Source organism: Planomicrobium stackebrandtii, assembly GCF_030814955.1.
Taxonomy (GTDB): domain Bacteria; phylum Bacillota; class Bacilli; order Bacillales_A; family Planococcaceae; genus Planococcus; species Planococcus stackebrandtii.
The window spans coordinates 1-16,866 of sequence record NZ_JAUSWB010000011.1 but is presented as its reverse complement, the minus strand read 5'-3'; the positions used below and the strand labels follow the sequence as shown (position 1 = coordinate 16,866).

The 16,866-nt window shown below is 47.6% G+C and carries 15 protein-coding genes, 7 tRNA genes and 1 rRNA gene; 1 reads left to right on the top strand and 22 read right to left on the bottom strand.

The genetic code is table 11. From position 1 onward, the window contains the following. Positions 1 to 6: 6 nt before the first annotated feature. From QOZ98_RS17425 to QOZ98_RS17360, 14 genes are all read right to left on the bottom strand, one after another. A complete protein-coding gene (locus QOZ98_RS17425) occupies positions 7 to 351 on the bottom strand; it encodes a DUF3307 domain-containing protein (protein ID WP_308788559.1) in 345 nt (114 codons plus the stop codon). Beyond that, positions 348 to 1,499 (bottom strand): HD-GYP domain-containing protein, encoded by a 1,152-nt coding sequence (locus QOZ98_RS17420; RefSeq protein ID WP_308788558.1) that lies wholly within the window; start codon positions 1,497 to 1,499, stop codon positions 348 to 350. Before QOZ98_RS17420 ends, QOZ98_RS17425 begins: the two co-directional genes overlap by 4 nt. A gap of 200 nt (positions 1,500 to 1,699) precedes the next feature. Next, positions 1,700 to 2,185 carry an SRPBCC family protein gene (locus QOZ98_RS17415; protein WP_308788557.1) on the bottom strand — a complete coding sequence of 162 codons (486 nt, stop codon included), beginning with the start codon at positions 2,183 to 2,185 and terminating at the stop codon, positions 1,700 to 1,702. A 62-nt stretch (positions 2,186 to 2,247) separates the two neighbouring features. Beyond that, on the bottom strand, positions 2,248 to 3,666 hold the full coding sequence (locus tag QOZ98_RS17410; protein WP_308788556.1) for a purine-cytosine permease family protein: 1,419 nt from the start codon (positions 3,664 to 3,666) through the stop codon (positions 2,248 to 2,250). Positions 3,667 to 4,045: 379 nt separating this feature from the next. Then, positions 4,046 to 4,864: an STAS domain-containing protein gene (locus QOZ98_RS17405; protein WP_308788555.1), complete on the bottom strand. Its 819-nt coding sequence runs from the start codon at positions 4,862 to 4,864 to the stop codon at positions 4,046 to 4,048. A 273-nt stretch (positions 4,865 to 5,137) separates the two neighbouring features. Then, entirely contained in the window at positions 5,138 to 6,940 is a 1,803-nt protein-coding gene (glmS, locus tag QOZ98_RS17400; protein WP_308788554.1) for a glutamine--fructose-6-phosphate transaminase (isomerizing), read from the bottom strand. A gap of 657 nt (positions 6,941 to 7,597) precedes the next feature. After that, positions 7,598 to 8,947 carry a phosphoglucosamine mutase gene (gene glmM, locus QOZ98_RS17395; protein ID WP_308788553.1) on the bottom strand — a complete coding sequence of 450 codons (1,350 nt, stop codon included), beginning with the start codon at positions 8,945 to 8,947 and terminating at the stop codon, positions 7,598 to 7,600. A gap of 98 nt (positions 8,948 to 9,045) precedes the next feature. Next, the gene (locus QOZ98_RS17390; RefSeq protein WP_308788552.1) at positions 9,046 to 10,023 is read right to left on the bottom strand and encodes a CdaR family protein; all 978 of its coding nucleotides are present in this window, start codon (positions 10,021 to 10,023) and stop codon (positions 9,046 to 9,048) included. Further along, positions 10,016 to 10,852 carry a diadenylate cyclase CdaA gene (gene cdaA, locus QOZ98_RS17385; protein WP_308788551.1) on the bottom strand — a complete coding sequence of 279 codons (837 nt, stop codon included), beginning with the start codon at positions 10,850 to 10,852 and terminating at the stop codon, positions 10,016 to 10,018. The genes QOZ98_RS17390 and cdaA overlap by 8 nt, the downstream gene beginning before the upstream one ends. A 102-nt stretch (positions 10,853 to 10,954) precedes the next feature. After that, positions 10,955 to 11,590: an anti-sigma factor gene (locus QOZ98_RS17380; protein ID WP_308788550.1), complete on the bottom strand. Its 636-nt coding sequence runs from the start codon at positions 11,588 to 11,590 to the stop codon at positions 10,955 to 10,957. A 12-nt stretch (positions 11,591 to 11,602) separates the two neighbouring features. After that, positions 11,603 to 12,166, bottom strand: a complete 564-nt coding sequence (gene sigW, locus QOZ98_RS17375; protein ID WP_142827624.1) for an RNA polymerase sigma factor SigW — start codon at positions 12,164 to 12,166, stop codon at positions 11,603 to 11,605. Positions 12,167 to 12,359: 193 nt separating this feature from the next. Further along, complete coding sequence (gene rocF, locus QOZ98_RS17370) at positions 12,360 to 13,268, bottom strand: arginase (RefSeq protein ID WP_308788549.1); 909 nt, start codon at positions 13,266 to 13,268, stop codon at positions 12,360 to 12,362. 70 nt (positions 13,269 to 13,338) lie between these two features. Then, positions 13,339 to 13,902, bottom strand: a complete 564-nt coding sequence (locus QOZ98_RS17365) for a GNAT family N-acetyltransferase (protein ID WP_308788548.1) — start codon at positions 13,900 to 13,902, stop codon at positions 13,339 to 13,341. 16 nt (positions 13,903 to 13,918) lie between these two features. Further along, positions 13,919 to 14,800, bottom strand: coding sequence for a LysR family transcriptional regulator (locus tag QOZ98_RS17360; RefSeq protein WP_308788547.1), 882 nt, complete (start codon positions 14,798 to 14,800; stop codon positions 13,919 to 13,921). Positions 14,801 to 14,902: 102 nt separating this feature from the next. On the opposite strand from QOZ98_RS17360, the gene QOZ98_RS17355 reads away from it, so the two are divergent. Further along, positions 14,903 to 15,982: a citrate synthase/methylcitrate synthase gene (locus QOZ98_RS17355; protein WP_308788546.1), complete on the top strand. Its 1,080-nt coding sequence runs from the start codon at positions 14,903 to 14,905 to the stop codon at positions 15,980 to 15,982. 70 nt (positions 15,983 to 16,052) lie between these two features. On the opposite strand, the gene QOZ98_RS17350 is transcribed toward QOZ98_RS17355, so the two are convergent. The 8 genes from QOZ98_RS17350 to rrf form a co-directional block, all read right to left on the bottom strand. Then, positions 16,053 to 16,125 (bottom strand) — tRNA-Ala (locus QOZ98_RS17350). A gap of 29 nt (positions 16,126 to 16,154) precedes the next feature. Then, positions 16,155 to 16,227, bottom strand: a tRNA-Lys gene (locus QOZ98_RS17345). Positions 16,228 to 16,237: 10 nt separating this feature from the next. After that, positions 16,238 to 16,312, bottom strand: a tRNA-Gln gene (locus tag QOZ98_RS17340). 14 nt (positions 16,313 to 16,326) lie between these two features. Further along, positions 16,327 to 16,410, bottom strand: a tRNA-Tyr gene (locus QOZ98_RS17335). Positions 16,411 to 16,430: 20 nt separating this feature from the next. Then, a tRNA-Val gene (locus QOZ98_RS17330) sits at positions 16,431 to 16,506 on the bottom strand. Positions 16,507 to 16,514: 8 nt separating this feature from the next. Beyond that, positions 16,515 to 16,589 (bottom strand) — tRNA-Glu (locus QOZ98_RS17325). Positions 16,590 to 16,645: 56 nt separating this feature from the next. After that, a tRNA-Thr gene (locus QOZ98_RS17320) sits at positions 16,646 to 16,718 on the bottom strand. Between the two features lie 43 nt (positions 16,719 to 16,761). Beyond that, a 5S ribosomal RNA gene (gene rrf, locus QOZ98_RS17315) occupies positions 16,762 to 16,866 on the bottom strand; the annotation flags it as partial.

The following is a 16,866-nucleotide window of genomic DNA, read 5'->3' as shown; positions in this document are numbered from 1 at the left end:
TCACTCCTAGGAAATCGCGATGGCAATGGCAAGCAAAATGATATGGAAAATCTGGTCCGCCACAATGGACAGCCAACCCTTCTCCGGTCCTTTAGCGGTCTGGACCCGTTGCACCCAAAACATGACAAAGGTTTTGCGGTCCAAAATAATATGGCCGAAAAATATGATGGCCAGTGCCGGCAGGGACAGCCCTCCTGAGAGGATGCCGAGTACGGCAATAACCGCCGTATAAACCGAAACATGCGTCAATAGCGGCAGCCATTTGGTCGCTTTGTATTTGGCCATCCAACTTGTCTGAAGCAGAAAGTCGCCGATCAGATGGCCGATCAATAATACGTCAAACTGATTCATAGCTTGTAGCCTCTTCCTTGTTGTTCTTCATATTGTCCCAATCGGTAATCGCAGTCGGCGAGAATTCCTGCGAATGCATCAACCACTTGGCCGTCGAATAAGGTTTCCCGGCAGCGTATCAGCTCTTCTGCACCTAAACGGAACGACAGCCCTTTGCTGTAAGAACGAGCGGTCGTCATGGCATCAAACGCATCAGCTACACCAACGATTCGGGCGAATAACGGAATGTCCGCACCGGCCAAACCATGCGGATAGCCAGTGCCGTCGAGCCGCTCGTGATGGGACAAGGCAGTTCTAATCGCAGGCACCATGGCGTCTTTCGGTTCCATATTGGATAGGATGTCCGCCCCAATGACCGTGTGCTGCTTGATGGCTGCGAACTCTTCGCCCGTCAGCCCTCCAGGCTTTCGGAGAATAGCATCCGGTATCCCAATTTTCCCGATATCGTGCAGCAATGCCGCTTTATACAGCTCTTCACAGTCATGTGTATCAAGCCCAAGCTTTTGGGCAATCCATAGCGAGTATTTTGCCACCCGCTCTGAATGGCCCGCCGTATAAGGATCGCGCGCGTCCAGCACTTTCGCCAACGTGCGGATCATGCTCAACAGCATGCGCTGCAGTTCATCGTACATTTGGCTGTTGTGGAGCGCCAATGCCGATTGATTGGCGAGTGCCACTGCCAGGCTGATGTCCTGTTCCGAGAAAAAGGCGATGTCCTTTTTATTGAGCAGCTGCAAAGCACCAAGCACGTTGCCTTTGACCGCCAAAGGAACTGTGATCATCGACTCCGTCACAAAACCGCTGGAATGATCGACCCGGTTTGCCCAGTCTGGGTTGGCCGCTACGTTTTCGATCAACTGGGCCTCACCCGTTCCGATCACTTTGCCGACGATGCCTTCGCCCATTGCCAGCTCGATGTTGAGGATTTTCGATGCGGATGCCCCATATGCTGCAACAGCTTTGATCTTTTGCCGGTCTTTGTTCAACACCCATAATGTTCCCGCTTCCGCTCCCACTACCTGCACCATCTGCAGCAGGATGCTTTCGAGAACCTCGCCCATTTCCAAATTGGAATTCAACTGCTTCGAGGCTTCCAGCAAAGTAACCAGTTCTTGAACTTTGGATTCCAAATCCTTTAGTTGCGTCATGAACTTCCTCCGATAGCTTATAATAATCAAAAATGATTTATTTTTATGCTAGTTTTATTGTTTCTTGTCGATCATAGCTCGGAATATACAATTATGCAATATTACCCAGATCGATTTATTTCTTTTTACTCAATTGACATTCATATTAATCAAACAAAAAACCGCAATCTCTCCCATTTCGAGAGATTGCGGTTTTCCTGTTATTCTTTTTCCACCAGCTGCTTTAAATTCTCAAACATCATACTCCAGCCTTCTTTGCTTTGGCTGCTGTATTCTTCGCCGTTTTTTTTGATGTCTTCTTCCGTCCAGCCTTCCTCGTGCGGCACGACAATTTCCTGGACAAACGCCATTTCACAACTGTTTTGCACCATCGAGATCCACACCGTGACCCGGTCTTCCAGGTCGTTAAACTGCGGCATCTTGAAAGAGAACATCAGTTTATGCGGTGGCTTTAATTCCAGATACTCGCCGATTGCCCGGTAATCCACGCCTTCGCGGCGGTCGACGATTTCCCAGGCTCCACCCACGCGCAAGGAATTTTTTGTTGCCTGGTTTGTGTCTTCTTGCGTAAACAGCCATTTCTTCATCAGTTCCGGGTTGGTCCACGCTTCGTAAACTGCTTTGTCACTGGCATTAAAACGCCGTGCCATCGATAAGGTCACTGTAGAAGTCGTCAACTCAATCATCCTTTCCGAATGGAATGAACATACGCCTTGTTGTTGCTTTTACTTTACCTCAGAACGTTTTCTCAGGCAATCCAATCCTCTTTCGGAATATCGGTTGCTTCTTTTCTAATATAGTAACGGCCTTTTGTAGCGATTGCCAAAACAACGGTCAAAATCGATGCTAAAATCAAGGCGAAGAATGCCGCCGTACTTTGCAGGAACGTGCCCATATAGCCGAGTGCTGCGATGGTACCAAGTGCAGTCGGCACTATCAATGCCACAATGCCGACGGGATTCCATTTATACAGGTTTTTCTGCCTTGATTCGTAATAGCCCGGACCGATCTTCAGCCATTTCTTGACGACCAATGCGTCCGTCACCAAAATCGATGCCCAGCTCATGAGCGCAACCCCTTGGAAGGTCATCGCCGTATCTAGATGGTCAACGATGCCCCCTAGCATGAGGATCATCGCAATGACGCCTGCCACCACTACCCAAAACCGGCGGCCCGGCGTAAAGCCGAACATGTTTTCAAAAAAGCTCGACAGGGACAGCGAGCTGCTGTAGATATTGGTGATGTTGATGCGGATTTGCGTCAGCATCGTAAACAGCACACCGCCAAGCCCGAGCAGAACAACAATGTAAATGCCCGGGTTCGATTCGCCGAGCGTTACGCCGAACCAGATGCCGAGGCCGCCCATAACACCAAAACAGAAAATCTGGGGAATAAACCCGATAGCGATCGAGCCTACTTTTAAATCTTTCGGCTTCAGGAAACGCGCATAATCCGAAGCGATCAGCGCAGTCAGTCCCATGATGCCGTGTTGCATACCGATGCACAGCAGCAAGGCTGTTCCACCGATTTGGACGCCTTCAGGCATATAAGTCCAGAAGCTGCCGTCATATTCTGATGTGGTGTTAAAGGCGACGACAATTGCCGCAATCAGGAAAATCGCAAACACGGGCAGCGACCATTTCTGTAATTTATCCAATTGTTTAATGCCGAACCAGTTTAATGGAATGACCACTGAACCAAACACGACAATGAGGAGCCACATGGGGATGGCGGGGAAATAAGCATGGACAGCAGCGACCAGGATCATGCCTTCGAATGCGCAGTACATGATAAAGTTCGATGCGTAGATTAAGGAGGTTAACGAGGCTCCGATGTAACCGAAGCCTCCGCGGGATAGTAAATTGACGTTCATACCGGACTTGGCCGATAAGTAAACAACGATGCTTCCAAGTACGCCTGCGACAATAATGGCATAGATGGCTGAAATGATGGCATTGGCGGCCCCGAACTGCAGCGCCATAACGCTCCCCATCTGGAAATAGAAAATGGCGGTCGCGATGCCAAACGTGATGTTGGTGATGCTCAGCCACCCCATTTTGCGTTCTTCACGCGGGACGCGGTCAAACGTGTAGTCGCCTGTATTTTCATCTCCACGATTTTGTTTCTTTTCGATTAACTCTTGATCTGCAGTAAGATCAGATCTCATCCAATCAATTCCTTTCCTATTCAGTTTTCATTGTCCTTAGGGAATCTTTGCAGGCTTGGCCTTTTCCCGTTCGTTTGCGGAGGCGGGTAGAAGATAATCGTTCTGAAGGTGTAAGGGAGGCGAAAAGCTTACACTTGATTCACGAAAGACAAAAAACAGATTTTTTCCATCCTAGCACAGCTCAGAATGGGAAAAATCTCATCCTTTCCTATTCTAACATAACATTCGCATGAACTGTTGCGCCCCGCCACCGACTCGTTCCAACGGTATAATTTTCAGCCAGTTACTGGGTTGGCCTTTTGATAAGGCTCCCCTTCAGCCTTGCCACATAAAAAAGACATCCCAGCAACAAATGCGGGGATGGCTCCATACTTTAAATCTACCTTAAGCTTTCAAGCGCTTGTTTGACTGTTGCATAGACATCTGCATCCAGCATATCAATTCCGCTGTGGACGATTGTTTGGACGAGGTCCGGCCGCAACCCGGCGATTACGACGTGGATGCCCATCAGTTTGAGTGTCCCGCCAATCTGCCCGATAGACTGCGCAATATGGGCATCAATGGTCAATACACCTGAAAAATCAATCACCACATGATTGACGTTCTTCTCTGCAACTCTCGGGATAACATTGTTCAGGATATGGGCGATGCGGTAGCTATCAATTACGCCGACGAGCGGCAATACCACAACGTCTTCCAGTACAGGCACAATCGGCGCTGACAGGTTGAGCAGCTCCACTTGCTTTTCCGCTTGATACCTTTCCGACAAGCGTTCAAATGCGTAAAAAGTTTCATTCAAACTGATATCCAGGATGGCATTGATGCCCTTGATGGCTTTGGCGCTTTCTGTGACCGACAATCCAAACTTCAGGCTGAGGCGCGTGAAAATCTCCGAGAAGACCTGCCGCGTCACCGGGTAGCGGATGACAATCTCAGAAATTTTTCCGCCAGCAGCCACCTGCATTTCTGCATTTTTTTTGCTCCATTCAATTAGCGATTCGGGAACTTCGATGCGAGTTCCTTCCAGAAGAGACTGCCCGAAAAACCCGATCAGCTCCACGTACATGCAAACAGCCTGCTCTTTTTCCCACTCGGGGATGTTCAGTTCCATCTCCTGTACAACTGATTCGACCACTTCTGCCGACAAGAGGTCGGCGTTTTCACTTATGTATTGGGAAAAGCCTTTTAACGAAGACATCCATTTCACCCTTTTTCTTTATGGTGAATTAATTATACCATTTGGCATGGGGGAGGATAACTACTAAAGAAATATTCCAGTCGAATCTTTATAAAATTTTCCTTTAAGCAACTTAAAACAAAAGTAACGCATACTTTAGCTATTCTAAAAACATTTCATATACACAATTTCGTTGTCATTCACCTTTTATTTAAATTATTTTAAAACATAAAACGCCCCTTCGGATGAAAATCCAAAGGGGCGCTGCTGTAAAACCAGAACCTGGCTTACTATTTATTCGACTGTTACAGATTTCGCAAGGTTACGCGGCTTATCAACGTCACAATCGCGGTGAAGCGCTGCGTAATAGCTGATCAGCTGCATCGGGATGACCGATACAAGCGGTGTCAGCAATTCGTTGACTTTCGGAAGGACCAGGCTGTCGCCTTCTTCCTGCAAGCCTTCCATTGAAATGATGCACGTGTGTGCGCCGCGTGCTGCTACTTCCTTGACGTTTCCACGGATATTCAAGTTAACCGACTCTTGCGTTGCAAGTGCGATAACCGGTGTGCCTTCTTCGATCAACGCGATCGTGCCGTGCTTCAGTTCGCCTCCAGCAAATCCTTCTGCCTGGATGTATGAAATCTCTTTCAATTTCAACGAACCTTCAAGCCCAACGAAATAATCCATGACGCGGCCGATAAAGAAGCAATTGCGTGTTGTAGACAAGTAGTCTGCAGCGATCTGCTCCATCTCTTCTTTCGAATCAACTTGTGACTGAATGGCATTTGCAACGATTCCCAGTTCCTGAACCAAATCAAAGCCGATATCAATGCCGCGAGCTTCTGCTGTTACCGCGCCCAAGATTGACAATACAGCCAACTGCGCTGTGTAGGCTTTTGTTGAAGCAACGGCGATTTCAGGACCTGCGTACAATAATAACGTATGGTCAGATTCACGTGACAACGTAGAACCAGCAACGTTTGTGATGGTCAATGAAGCATGGCCCATCTCTTTGATTTTCACCAAGACTTGGCGGCTGTCCGCTGTTTCTCCTGATTGGGAGATAAAGATGAACAATGGGTTTTCAGAAAGCAAAGGCATGTTATAGCCGAACTCGCTTGAAACATGCACTTCAACCGGAATGCCTGCTAATTTCTCGATATACTCTTTACCGATCAATCCTGCGTGATAGCTTGTTCCAGCGGCAATAATGTGGATGCGGTCAGCAGCCTGCATAGCGTTTAAAATTTCTGGTTTGATGGTCAATTTATCATTTTCGTTCTGGTAGGCTTGAACAATTTTACGGACAACCGCTGGCTGCTCGTCAATTTCTTTCAACATATAGTGAGGGTATGTCCCTTTTTCGATATCGCTCATGTCAATTTCTGCAGTGAATGGCAGGCGGCTTACTGTCTGGCCATCCAATGTCAAAATTTCCACGCTGTCTTTGCGGACGATGACAATTTCCTTATCCATCAATTCAACAAACTGGTCTGTCAATTGAAGCATGGCCATTGCATCAGATGCTACGACGTTAAAATCTTCGCCAAGTCCTACAAGAAGCGGGCTTTTGTTTTTTGCAACAAAAATTGTCTGCTCTTCTTCCGCGTCCAATAATGCAATCGCATATGAACCCTTCAGTAAGGTAAGAGCTTTGCTGAAAGCGTCCTGTGTCGTTAGGCCTTCTTCAACAAATTTGCCGATCAATTGCACGATGATTTCCGTATCTGTGTCCGACTCCATTTCCACGCCAGCCAAGTAATCGCGCTGGATGTGGTGATAGTTTTCAATCACGCCGTTATGAACAATCGTGAAGCGGTCAGATGTATTCTGATGCGGGTGAGCATTTGCACGGTTCGGTTTGCCGTGAGTTGCCCAGCGTGTATGGCCGATTCCAGTAGATCCGGTCACTTCTTCTTCTACAACGCCGCGCAAATCAGCAATGCGGCCTTTTTCTTTAAAGACCGTAACGCCCTTGCCGTTGCGTACAGCAATTCCTGCTGAATCGTAACCGCGGTATTCCAAGCGTTCCAAACCTTTCAATAAAATTTCCTTCGAGTCGTTTTCTCCAATATACCCAACAATTCCACACATAATCTAATTCCTCCATTTTTTAAAAAATCAAAATAAGTGTTTGCCTAATTTCTCAAACACTTCTGCTTGAGCCCATCCATCTTGTTGTCCAATCGATCACTCGACTGTTTTAAGAATGGACATAACGACCGGGCTTCACGGCCGGAAGGTATCCGCCGAAATCTCGATAATCCTTCTCCTCGTCTACTGAAGATGACTGGTCCGTCCGATTTCTTCAGTACAGGCGCTATAATTGTTTTCCTCGCACTAACTACTATCCCCCTTTTGCTGCGGTCATAAACCGACTTTACCATCATACAGCTTTCACACAATCCCGTCAATTAAAGCAGATAGTTATTTAGGTATATGTCATCATATTTTTCCGTTAATTGGTTCTTTTTCCTTTTAATATTATTTACTTTTTCGCATTTGGAAGACCAAATAGTTAGTTGTAAAAAAGTGTCTCTTTCTGTGGATATTCTGCAAAACAGCAGCGCTTTCCTGCGAGCTTGCGAGAGCCTCTGCTGTTTCGCTGCATATCCTACTAATAAATATACTTTTTTCATTTATTATATGTTATACAATGCTTAGAAGAAAGTGTAGAAAGCGGCGACTTCTTCACCAATATAAAAAGTCCGTAAGCAAAGATGCTTACGGACTCCAGATTGCTGTATTTGATTAGTTTAAGCCCATTTCATTGCGCACAACTTCTGCGATGCGTTCTACGTAGTTTTCACAGTTTTCTGCAGAAGCCGCTTCGACCATAACACGTACCAATGGTTCCGTACCGGATGGACGCACAAGTACACGGCCGTTGCCGTTCATTTCCGTCTCAACGTCTTCAATGACAGCTGCCACTTTAGCGTTGTCTGTTACTGCATGTTTATCCGTCACGCGGATATTTACAAGTTTTTGCGGGAAAATCGTCATTTCGGCAGCTAGCTCAGACAACTTCTTGCCCGTAATTTTCATGATATTGACAAGCTGCAAGCCACTCAACAAGCCATCGCCCGTCGTATTGTAATCAAGGAAAATAATATGGCCCGATTGTTCGCCGCCCAAATTATAGCCGTTTTTCTTCATTTCTTCTACTACATAACGGTCGCCGACAGCAGTCTTGTTGCTCTTCATGCCATGGCTTTCCAAGGCTTTATAGAAGCCCATATTGCTCATGACAGTCGAAACCACAGTATCTTTCTTCAAGCGGCCTTCTGAATGCAGGTGCTTGGCGCAAATGTACATAATCTGATCGCCGTCTACGATTTGGCCTTTTTCATCCACCGCAATCAAGCGATCGCCGTCTCCGTCGAAGGCCAATCCGATATCCGCATTTTTAGCGATTACCAGCTCCGCCAATTTTTCAGGATGAGTCGAACCGACTCCAGCATTGATGTTTAAGCCGTTAGGTGAAGCACCCATCGACGTGATGTCTGCATCCAGATCTGCAAATACATGCGTTGCCAGTGTAGACGTTGCCCCGTGTGCACAATCAAGTGCCACATGGATGCCGTCGAATTCTTCATCCACAGTCTGTTTTAAGTACTGCAAGTATTTCTGGCAGCCTTCAAAGTAATCCGTGATGCTTCCGAGGTCGCCGCCGGTCGGGCGCGGCAATAAATCTTCACTGCTGTCTAGCAAGGCTTCAATTTCCGCTTCCTGTGCATCTGACAACTTAAAGCCATCTGAACCGAAGAATTTGATGCCGTTGTCTTCTACAGGATTATGTGAAGCAGAAATCATTACGCCCGCTTCAGCGCTCATAACACGCGTCAAATAAGAAACGCCGGGTGTACTGATAACGCCAAGGCGCATTACTTCTGCTCCTACAGAAAGCAGTCCGGCAGCTAAAGCGCCTTCCAGCATTTCACCTGAAATTCGTGTATCGCGCCCAATGAGCACTTTCGGTTTGTCTTTTGCACTTTTCGTTAAAATATATCCGCCAATGCGCCCTAATTTAAAAGCCAGTTCAGGTGTCAGCTCTGTATTGGCGACTCCCCGTACTCCATCTGTTCCAAAATATTTTCCCATTCTACTTTTCGCTCCTTCAATCATTTGCTTCTGATTGTTTTAGTTAAGCTTTCGCTTTTTTATCATTTCATTGCCATTATGCCTTCAATTATTGTTTATTAGTTTCCAAGATCTTCAGGAACCTGTGCCGATTCATCGACAATCGTTTCTGCTTCCACTGTGACTTGCCCCGGTGATACTGCAGAAGCACCCGAAGGAACTTCCAGCTCTACTTCCACCGTGGTGTCTTCAGCGGTGACGGTAGAAGCGTCCACTTCGACCACATACTCGGTCAGTTCATCGACAACGGTTTCGGGTCCAAAAACGCGGACTTCTTCAGTTGCGGTACTCCAGTCGGTTATGGTAATGCCTGTACGGGCTTCGCCAGTTGGTTCAAGCCTTACCGGCACCATTTTGCTGTATTCGACGACTTCTATATCGACTTCTACTTCCTCAGGTTCAATTTCTGCATTTTCCAGCTTTGTCAAATCTTCTGCTAAGACGCGGACCCGGGCTGCGGTCGTGAAAGATTCCTTCACTCCCTGCTCCCCAGAAACCGTTGCTTTAACAAAGCTGATGGCGTCGATTACACTTTTCGGGCCCGTTACTGTCACGGTTTCCGGATCGACAGCGACACTTTCCAGAATAAAACCATCCGCCAGCATCCGTTCATTTATTTCCGGATCGATGCGGAACTCCTGGGATACCCGCTCTTCAATCACGACGTTAACAAATGCCGGGTCGACCCGGATATTCAATTGTTCAGACAGATTTTCCGTTTGGATCGGGACTTGGTGCTCGCCCATCGGCAAATTGCGCAAATCCACAAACAACGTAAAGTCTTCCAGTTGACGGGCGGTTTGCACCACACTGACAGGACCATTCAAATGCAGATCTGCCGTGCTCGGTACACCGCTGACCATCAGGCTGTTATCGTGATAGACCTCAAGTTCCACATCTTCGATCACTTCTGATGTCCGGCCGGCGTCTGTCGTCCCTGTGGAACTGTCTTCCGCCTGCACGGAAAAGAATAAAAGAAAGGCTAACAGCAGCGCTGTAATGCGCAAAAACCAGCGATTGTCCATCATCTTATCCATTCTTTTTCCCCCTCCAATTCCACCAGGAAGGAGCGACTTCCTGCTGTGCCGCCCCGAACCAGATTCGGCGCAGCTTCACTTCAAAGTCTTCAAGTGATAAATTACGATGCAAATCGCCATTCGCCGTCAAGCTGATGGCGCCTGTTTCTTCTGATACGATAATCGTGATGGCATCGGTCACTTCACTGATGCCGAGAGCTGCACGGTGGCGCGTTCCCAGTTCTTTTGAAATGAATGGACTTTCAGACAGCGGCAAATAGCAGGCAGCCGCCGCAATCCGATTTTTTTGGACAATTACCGCTCCATCGTGCAGCGGCGTATTCGGAATGAACAAATTGATCAGCAGCTCCGACGTAATATCCGAGTTCATCGGAATGCCGGTCTCAATGTATTCGCTCAAACCGGTTTCACGTTCAATCGATACCAATGCCCCAATTCGCCGTTTCGCCATATAGCTGACAGACTTGGACATGGCCTCAATCAGCCGGTTGCGTTCAGACTCTTCATTCAGCGTACTGCTAGAGAACAGTTTGCCGCGGCCGAGCTGTTCCAGTGCACGGCGCAATTCGGGCTGGAAGATGATGATGATGGCCAGAAAGCCCCACTCCAGCACCTGCTGCATGATCCAGCCTAATGTTTCCAGGTTGAGTGCCTGCGTCACGAGGCGGGCAATGATAATGACAAAGATCCCTTTCAGCAACTGAACGGCCTTTGTTCCTTTGATGACAGTGATCAATTTATAAATAACGAACCAAACTAATAAAATATCAATAATATTTCCTAGAAGTTCGAGTGGTGTTTGGTCTGTTAAACTCTCCAAAAAAGGCATCTGCAACCCTCGCTTTTCTACATCTGCATATACATTCAGTATAGCATAAGTGAATTGGGCTTGCCTTCATAGAAAAAACCCATCCTTTAGGAGAGGATGGGTTTACTCTGTAGTTTGGCTGTCGTCTCCATCAAAAATAGCGGCTGCATCTTTAAAGCTGTTTTTAATGGAGTGCCACAACCATTCGAATGCTTTGTCGATTTCCTCAATTTCACCGGTAATGACACCGCTCGATGCCATGTACTGGCCATTGACGATTGTCACGTCCCCTTGAAGCTCGCCTTCCACACGCAGATCGCCATTGCGTACAGTCAAGTCGCCGACTACTGTCTGGCCTTCAGGCACCACAACTGTCTGGCCCTCCACCATCAAATTGGGCTGTTTGGTAAACGAAAACTGCTGATCGTCATTGAAATTTGTAAATAACGCTGCACTCATCAGTATGCAGAAAATTGCTGCAGCTGCCAGCATTGGATGTCTTCTAAACCAGCGCTGGACACCTGCCCGCTGTCTTTCTTTTGGCAGCCTTGCCATGGTCTTTTGGACAAAATCGGAAGGTGCCTGTATATGTGATGCACTTTGGACAAATGCAATGGTTTTGCTTAAGGCCTGATACTGCTTTCTGCAATCGCTGCAGCTTTCCAGGTGTTCTCTTAGTTGTCTTTCATCGCTTGGACTGATATCCCCATCCAGGTAATCGTCCATTAGATGAATTACGTTTTCCGGACACGCATTCATCGCGCTCGCCTCCTACAAATTGCTCAATTGCTTGCGAAGAGCTTCTCGCCCTCGGTGTATACGCGTCTTCACCGTACCCAACGGCAAATCCAGGATTTCACTGATTTCCGCCAGCGGCAATTCTTCAATATACTTTAATACAATAGCGGCACGGTACTTATCTGGCAAGCGGCTGATTTCGTACTGTACCCGCTCCTGAACTTCCATCCGCATCAACTCTTCTTCTGGAAGTTCATCATCATTGGCAATTTTCGAATACATGTTCAAGCCTTCCGTCCCGCGCACTTCAGCATCCAGGTGATAATCCGGCTTTTTCTTGCGGATCCGGTCGATGCACAGATTGGTGGCGATGCGGTACAGCCATGTCGAAAATTTCCGGTTCTGGTCAAACGTGTGGATATTTACATAAGCGCGCATAAAAGCTTCCTGAGCGATATCTTCCGCTTCCTGCTTGTTGCCAAGCATCCGGTAGCAGATCTGATACAACTGGTGTTGGTAAAGCTCCACGATTTCGGCGAATGCGTTCTGATCGCCTTTTAGTACCTTAGCTATTCGTTTATTGACTAACGCATCCATGATCTCATTTCCCTCCGCCTATGCGGCTGTACTTTATATACGTCCCTTGTCTCTAAAAGTTTCATTTATTTTTTCTTATTCTATCGTATCAGACAATACCCAAATAAATCCAACTAAATTTTGTAACGTTTTTCACCGGAAAAAGTTTCCTGTTAAAAGGCATAAAAAAAAACAGGCTTTCGCCTGTCTTTGATTACAGTAATTTTTCGCCGAATAATGAACCGATCAATGCAACCGCTACGTCAGCTGTCCGGTTTTTCTCATCCAAAATCGGATTGACTTCCACAAATTCAGCAGAAGTAATGATGTCTGCATCAAACAGCATTTCCATCGCTAAATGGCTTTCGCGGTAACTGATGCCGCCTGGAACCGGTGTCCCGACGCCCGGTGTGTACATAGGATCGATGCCATCAAGATCCAATGACAGATGGACTGCATCCGTCTTGCGCTCTTCTTTCAAATAGCGGATCGAATCTTCGATCACGGCGTTCATGCCCATTTTGTCGATTTCGTGCATGCTGTAGACGCGGATGCCACGTTCTTTGATCAATTGGCGTTCGCCAGGGTCTACAGAACGTGCACCGATGATCACGATGTTTTCAGGCTTTACTTTTGGTGAATAGCCGCGGATATTCGTCAATTTTTCATGGCCATGTCCGAAACTTGCAGCAAGCGGCATGCCGTGGATATTGCCGGATGGTGAGGTGTCGCTCGTATTCATGTCTGCATGTGCATCATACCAGATAACACCTAAGTTTTCGTGGCGCTCAGAAATCCCAGCCAGTGTACCGATGGCAATGCTGTGGTCGCCTCCCAAAACTAGCGGGAAATTACCGGCCTCCGCCACTTCGAATACTTTATCGCCAAGTGCTTCTGTCGCTTCCGTAATCGCTTTCAAATTACGCAGGTTTGTCGATGTATCGACACTGCCGTCTGCCTGGCCTATTTGGATATCTCCCTCGTCCGAAACTGTGTGCCCCAATTCTTCAATGCGGTCTACGACGCCCGCATAGCGGATAGCGCTTGGCCCCATGTCGACGCCGCGGCGATTTTGTCCGTGGTCCATTGGAACCCCAATAATAGATATGTTTAATTTATTCATTATTTTATACCCCCTTAGCAAGATAGATTCATTGTAACCGCTAAGGTCTCTTTGGCTCAACCGCACAAAATCAGGTATATTTATTCACTTTTTTCGCAAGATCTTTTTTCACTTTCGGCCAATCCCGGTCAATGATTGAATAGACCACCGCGTCTCGCGGCATACCTGTTGAGCGGATGCGTTCATTGCGTAATACGCCTTCTTTGACAGCCCCGATCCGCTCAATGGCCTTCTGTGAGGGAACATTATCAGCATCCGTTTTAAATTGGACTCGAATCATGCCGCGCTCTTCAAAACAATAACTCAGCAATGCCCGTTTAACCGCCGTATTGACATGTGTCCGCTGAGCCGACTGCGCATAAAAAGTGGCACCGATCTCACAGCTTTTATTGGTCTCATCAATTGCATATATGCGTGTTGTTCCAAGAATATCACCCGTTTGGGGGTTTTCCACGGCAAAAATAAGTACATTGGACTGGTTCAAACCTGCTTCCAACCATGCAACCATGTCTTCGAAAACTTCGACTTTGTTGAGCATGTGCTCAAATATTTTCGGAGTATACAAAGCCCATAACGCTTCAAAATCGTCCCTCTTCAATAAACGCAAACGAATGTCATCCGATTCAATAATCATCCCGATCTCTCCTTTTTTAAGTAAAGTATACCGATTGAATGCGCCGCAGAAAATCCTCCTCAAGACGGCCCATCGTTTTTGTCAAAAAATAAGTGGAGACTGCAGGCAAAGAGAATAAGTCGAAATACGCTTCCATCAGTCTCCCTTCCATCAACTCCCGCCGAACCATCGACTTCGGCAAAAACGATGCTCCCAAGCCTTCCTGGATAAACCGTTTGGCAATGTGTGCCTGTGTCACTTTCATGGTTCGGATACCCGGAACACGAAGCCGCAGCTTTCTTAAAAGTTCCTCCCAGAACACCGGGTGATGGTGTGTAAAAAGAACCGAATTCCGCAAGGCCCACTCTACTGAAACTGCCGGGCCGGTTTCATCATCATAGGCATCTCTCGGCAGGATGAAGAGCAAAGGATCATCGTAAACAATGTGTTGAACGATATCTCGCCCAATAGGCGGCATGGCCGAAATTCCCGCTGAAACCTGTTCGGATTCGACCAACGCTTCAATATGCTCAGACTCCTCCACGCGCACCACCAATTCCACTTCCGGATGATCCGCTATAAACGATTTCAGCACATAAGGCAAAATCGTTTCTGCCATCAAAGGAGAAATCGCCAAAATCCATTTTTTCCGGTAACCCTGCGCAAACGAATGAAGTTCTTCGACACTGGTGTCCAGCTGTTCCAGCACGTGTGCAGCCCGCTCTTTAAAATGCCGGCCTTCCTCTGTCAGCGACACACGGTTATGACTGCGCTTGAATAAAGGGAGGCCAAGACTTTCTTCCAGCAACCGAATGTGGACGGTGACGCTCGGCTGCGACATCATTAAGCGTTCTGAAGTCATTCTGAAATTTAAGGTTTCTGCAGCGTCCACGAAGGTTCTTAACCACTGGACTTCCATGACATCCCCCATTTCAATTACTATTCTTAATTGTTTCAATTATATATCTTTAATTTTTTTTATCAAACTGGGAGAGTAAACTAAAGAAAAGGAGGAGTTTTTATGTTTCAGCAAGGATTAAAAGGTGTAGTCGCGGTTCAAACAGCGATTGCTTCCGTAGATGGGGACCGGGGAGAACTGCGCTACCGTGGACAGTTGGTAGAAGACGTTATTCAGGGCAAGTCTTTCGAAGAAACTGCCTACTTTCTTTGGCATGGACAGTGGCCTGATGCTGTGGAACTGAAAAGTTTGCAGCAACAATTGATCGACTCACGCAAACTGCCGGCGCATATTATCGAAATCGCTAAACTGCTTCCAAAAGAAACTTTTTTGATGGATGCTATGCGTACGCTGGTATCGGCATACACACAGGCTGATTTTCAAAGATTGTCCTCAGATGCACAAGCTATTTCACTGACCGCTGCGCTGCCGGTAATGACCGCTCTTTTTTACCGTATTCAAAACGGGCAGGAGCCGATCGACCCAAGAGATGATTTCGGACATACAGCCAACTATCTATGGATGATCAACGGACAGGAGCCGACCAGTGCACAGACCGAAGCTCTTGAAACCTATTTGAAGTTGACCATGGAACACGGCATGAACGCTTCGACATTCGCAGCGCGCGTTACCATCTCGACCGAATCCGACCTTGTCTCTGCAGTGACCTCGGCGCTTGGCACGATGAAAGGTCCACTTCACGGAGGCGCTCCTTCCGGCGTCATCGATCTGCTGGATAGCATGAAAACCGAAGACCGCATCGATGCAGTTATTACGGAAAAACTGGGCCGTGGAGAGAAAATCATGGGCTTTGGCCACCGGGTTTATCGCACAGAAGATCCGCGGTCGGTCATCCTCCGCAAAAAATCCCTGGAGCTCCAGGGAGAAGACCCATGGCTGGATTTGGCGACCGTTGCCGAAACCCGCATCATCAAACAGCTGAACGAACGCAAACCGGGACGCGCGCTTTATACAAATGTAGAATTCTATGCAGCGGCCATTATGCGGTCAATTGCCATGCCGACCGCGCTGTTTACCCCGACATTCAGCATCGCCCGCATCGTCGGATGGACGGCCCATGCGCTGGAGCAGCAAGAGAACAATGTCATTTTCCGCCCACAGTCCGAATACATCGGAAACTAAAAAAAAGCCGTATCCAAGTTAATGGATACGGCTTTTTTACACATGGATAGTACAAATACACATGGAACAATGGAGCCTAGGGGGCTCGAACCCCTGACCTCGTCACTGCCAGCGACGCGCTCTCCCAGCTGAGCTAAGGCCCCGCGCTGAACAGGCGCAAGGAATTTGAAAATGAGCCATGAAGGATTCGAACCTTCGACCCTCTGATTAAAAGTCAGATGCTCTACCAGCTGAGCTAATGGCTCATAGTAAAAATGGCTGGGGTACCTGGATTCGAACCAGGGCATGACGGGATCAAAACCCGTTGCCTTACCGCTTGGCTATACCCCAAACTTAATAAAAACTGGTGGTGGGGGGCAGATTCGAACTGCCGAACCCGAAGGAGCGGATTTACAGTCCGCCGCGTTTAGCCACTTCGCTACCCCACCGTATGCACTTAACGAAAAAATGGTGGAGGATGACGGGATCGAACCGCCGACCCTCTGCTTGTAAGGCAGATGCTCTCCCAGCTGAGCTAATCCTCCATGAAAATTGGTGACCCCTACGGGATTCGAACCCGTGTTACCGCCGTGAAAGGGCGGTGTCTTAACCGCTTGACCAAGGGGCCTTGATTAAAATAAGTATGTTTAACTTTCTGCTTAGAAACTCCTAAAAGAAAACAAAAGCTTCCAACCGGATTCGAACCGGTGACCTCTTCCTTACCATGGAAGCACTCTACCTGCTGAGCTATGGAAGCAAGGTAAAAGAATCATTAGGGACAAAAAAATAAACATAGAATAGCCCAGCGATGTCCTACTCTCACAGGGGGAGACCCCCAACTACCATCGGCGCAAAAGAGCTTAACTGCCGTGTTCGGGATGGGAACGGGTGTGGCCTCTTTGCCA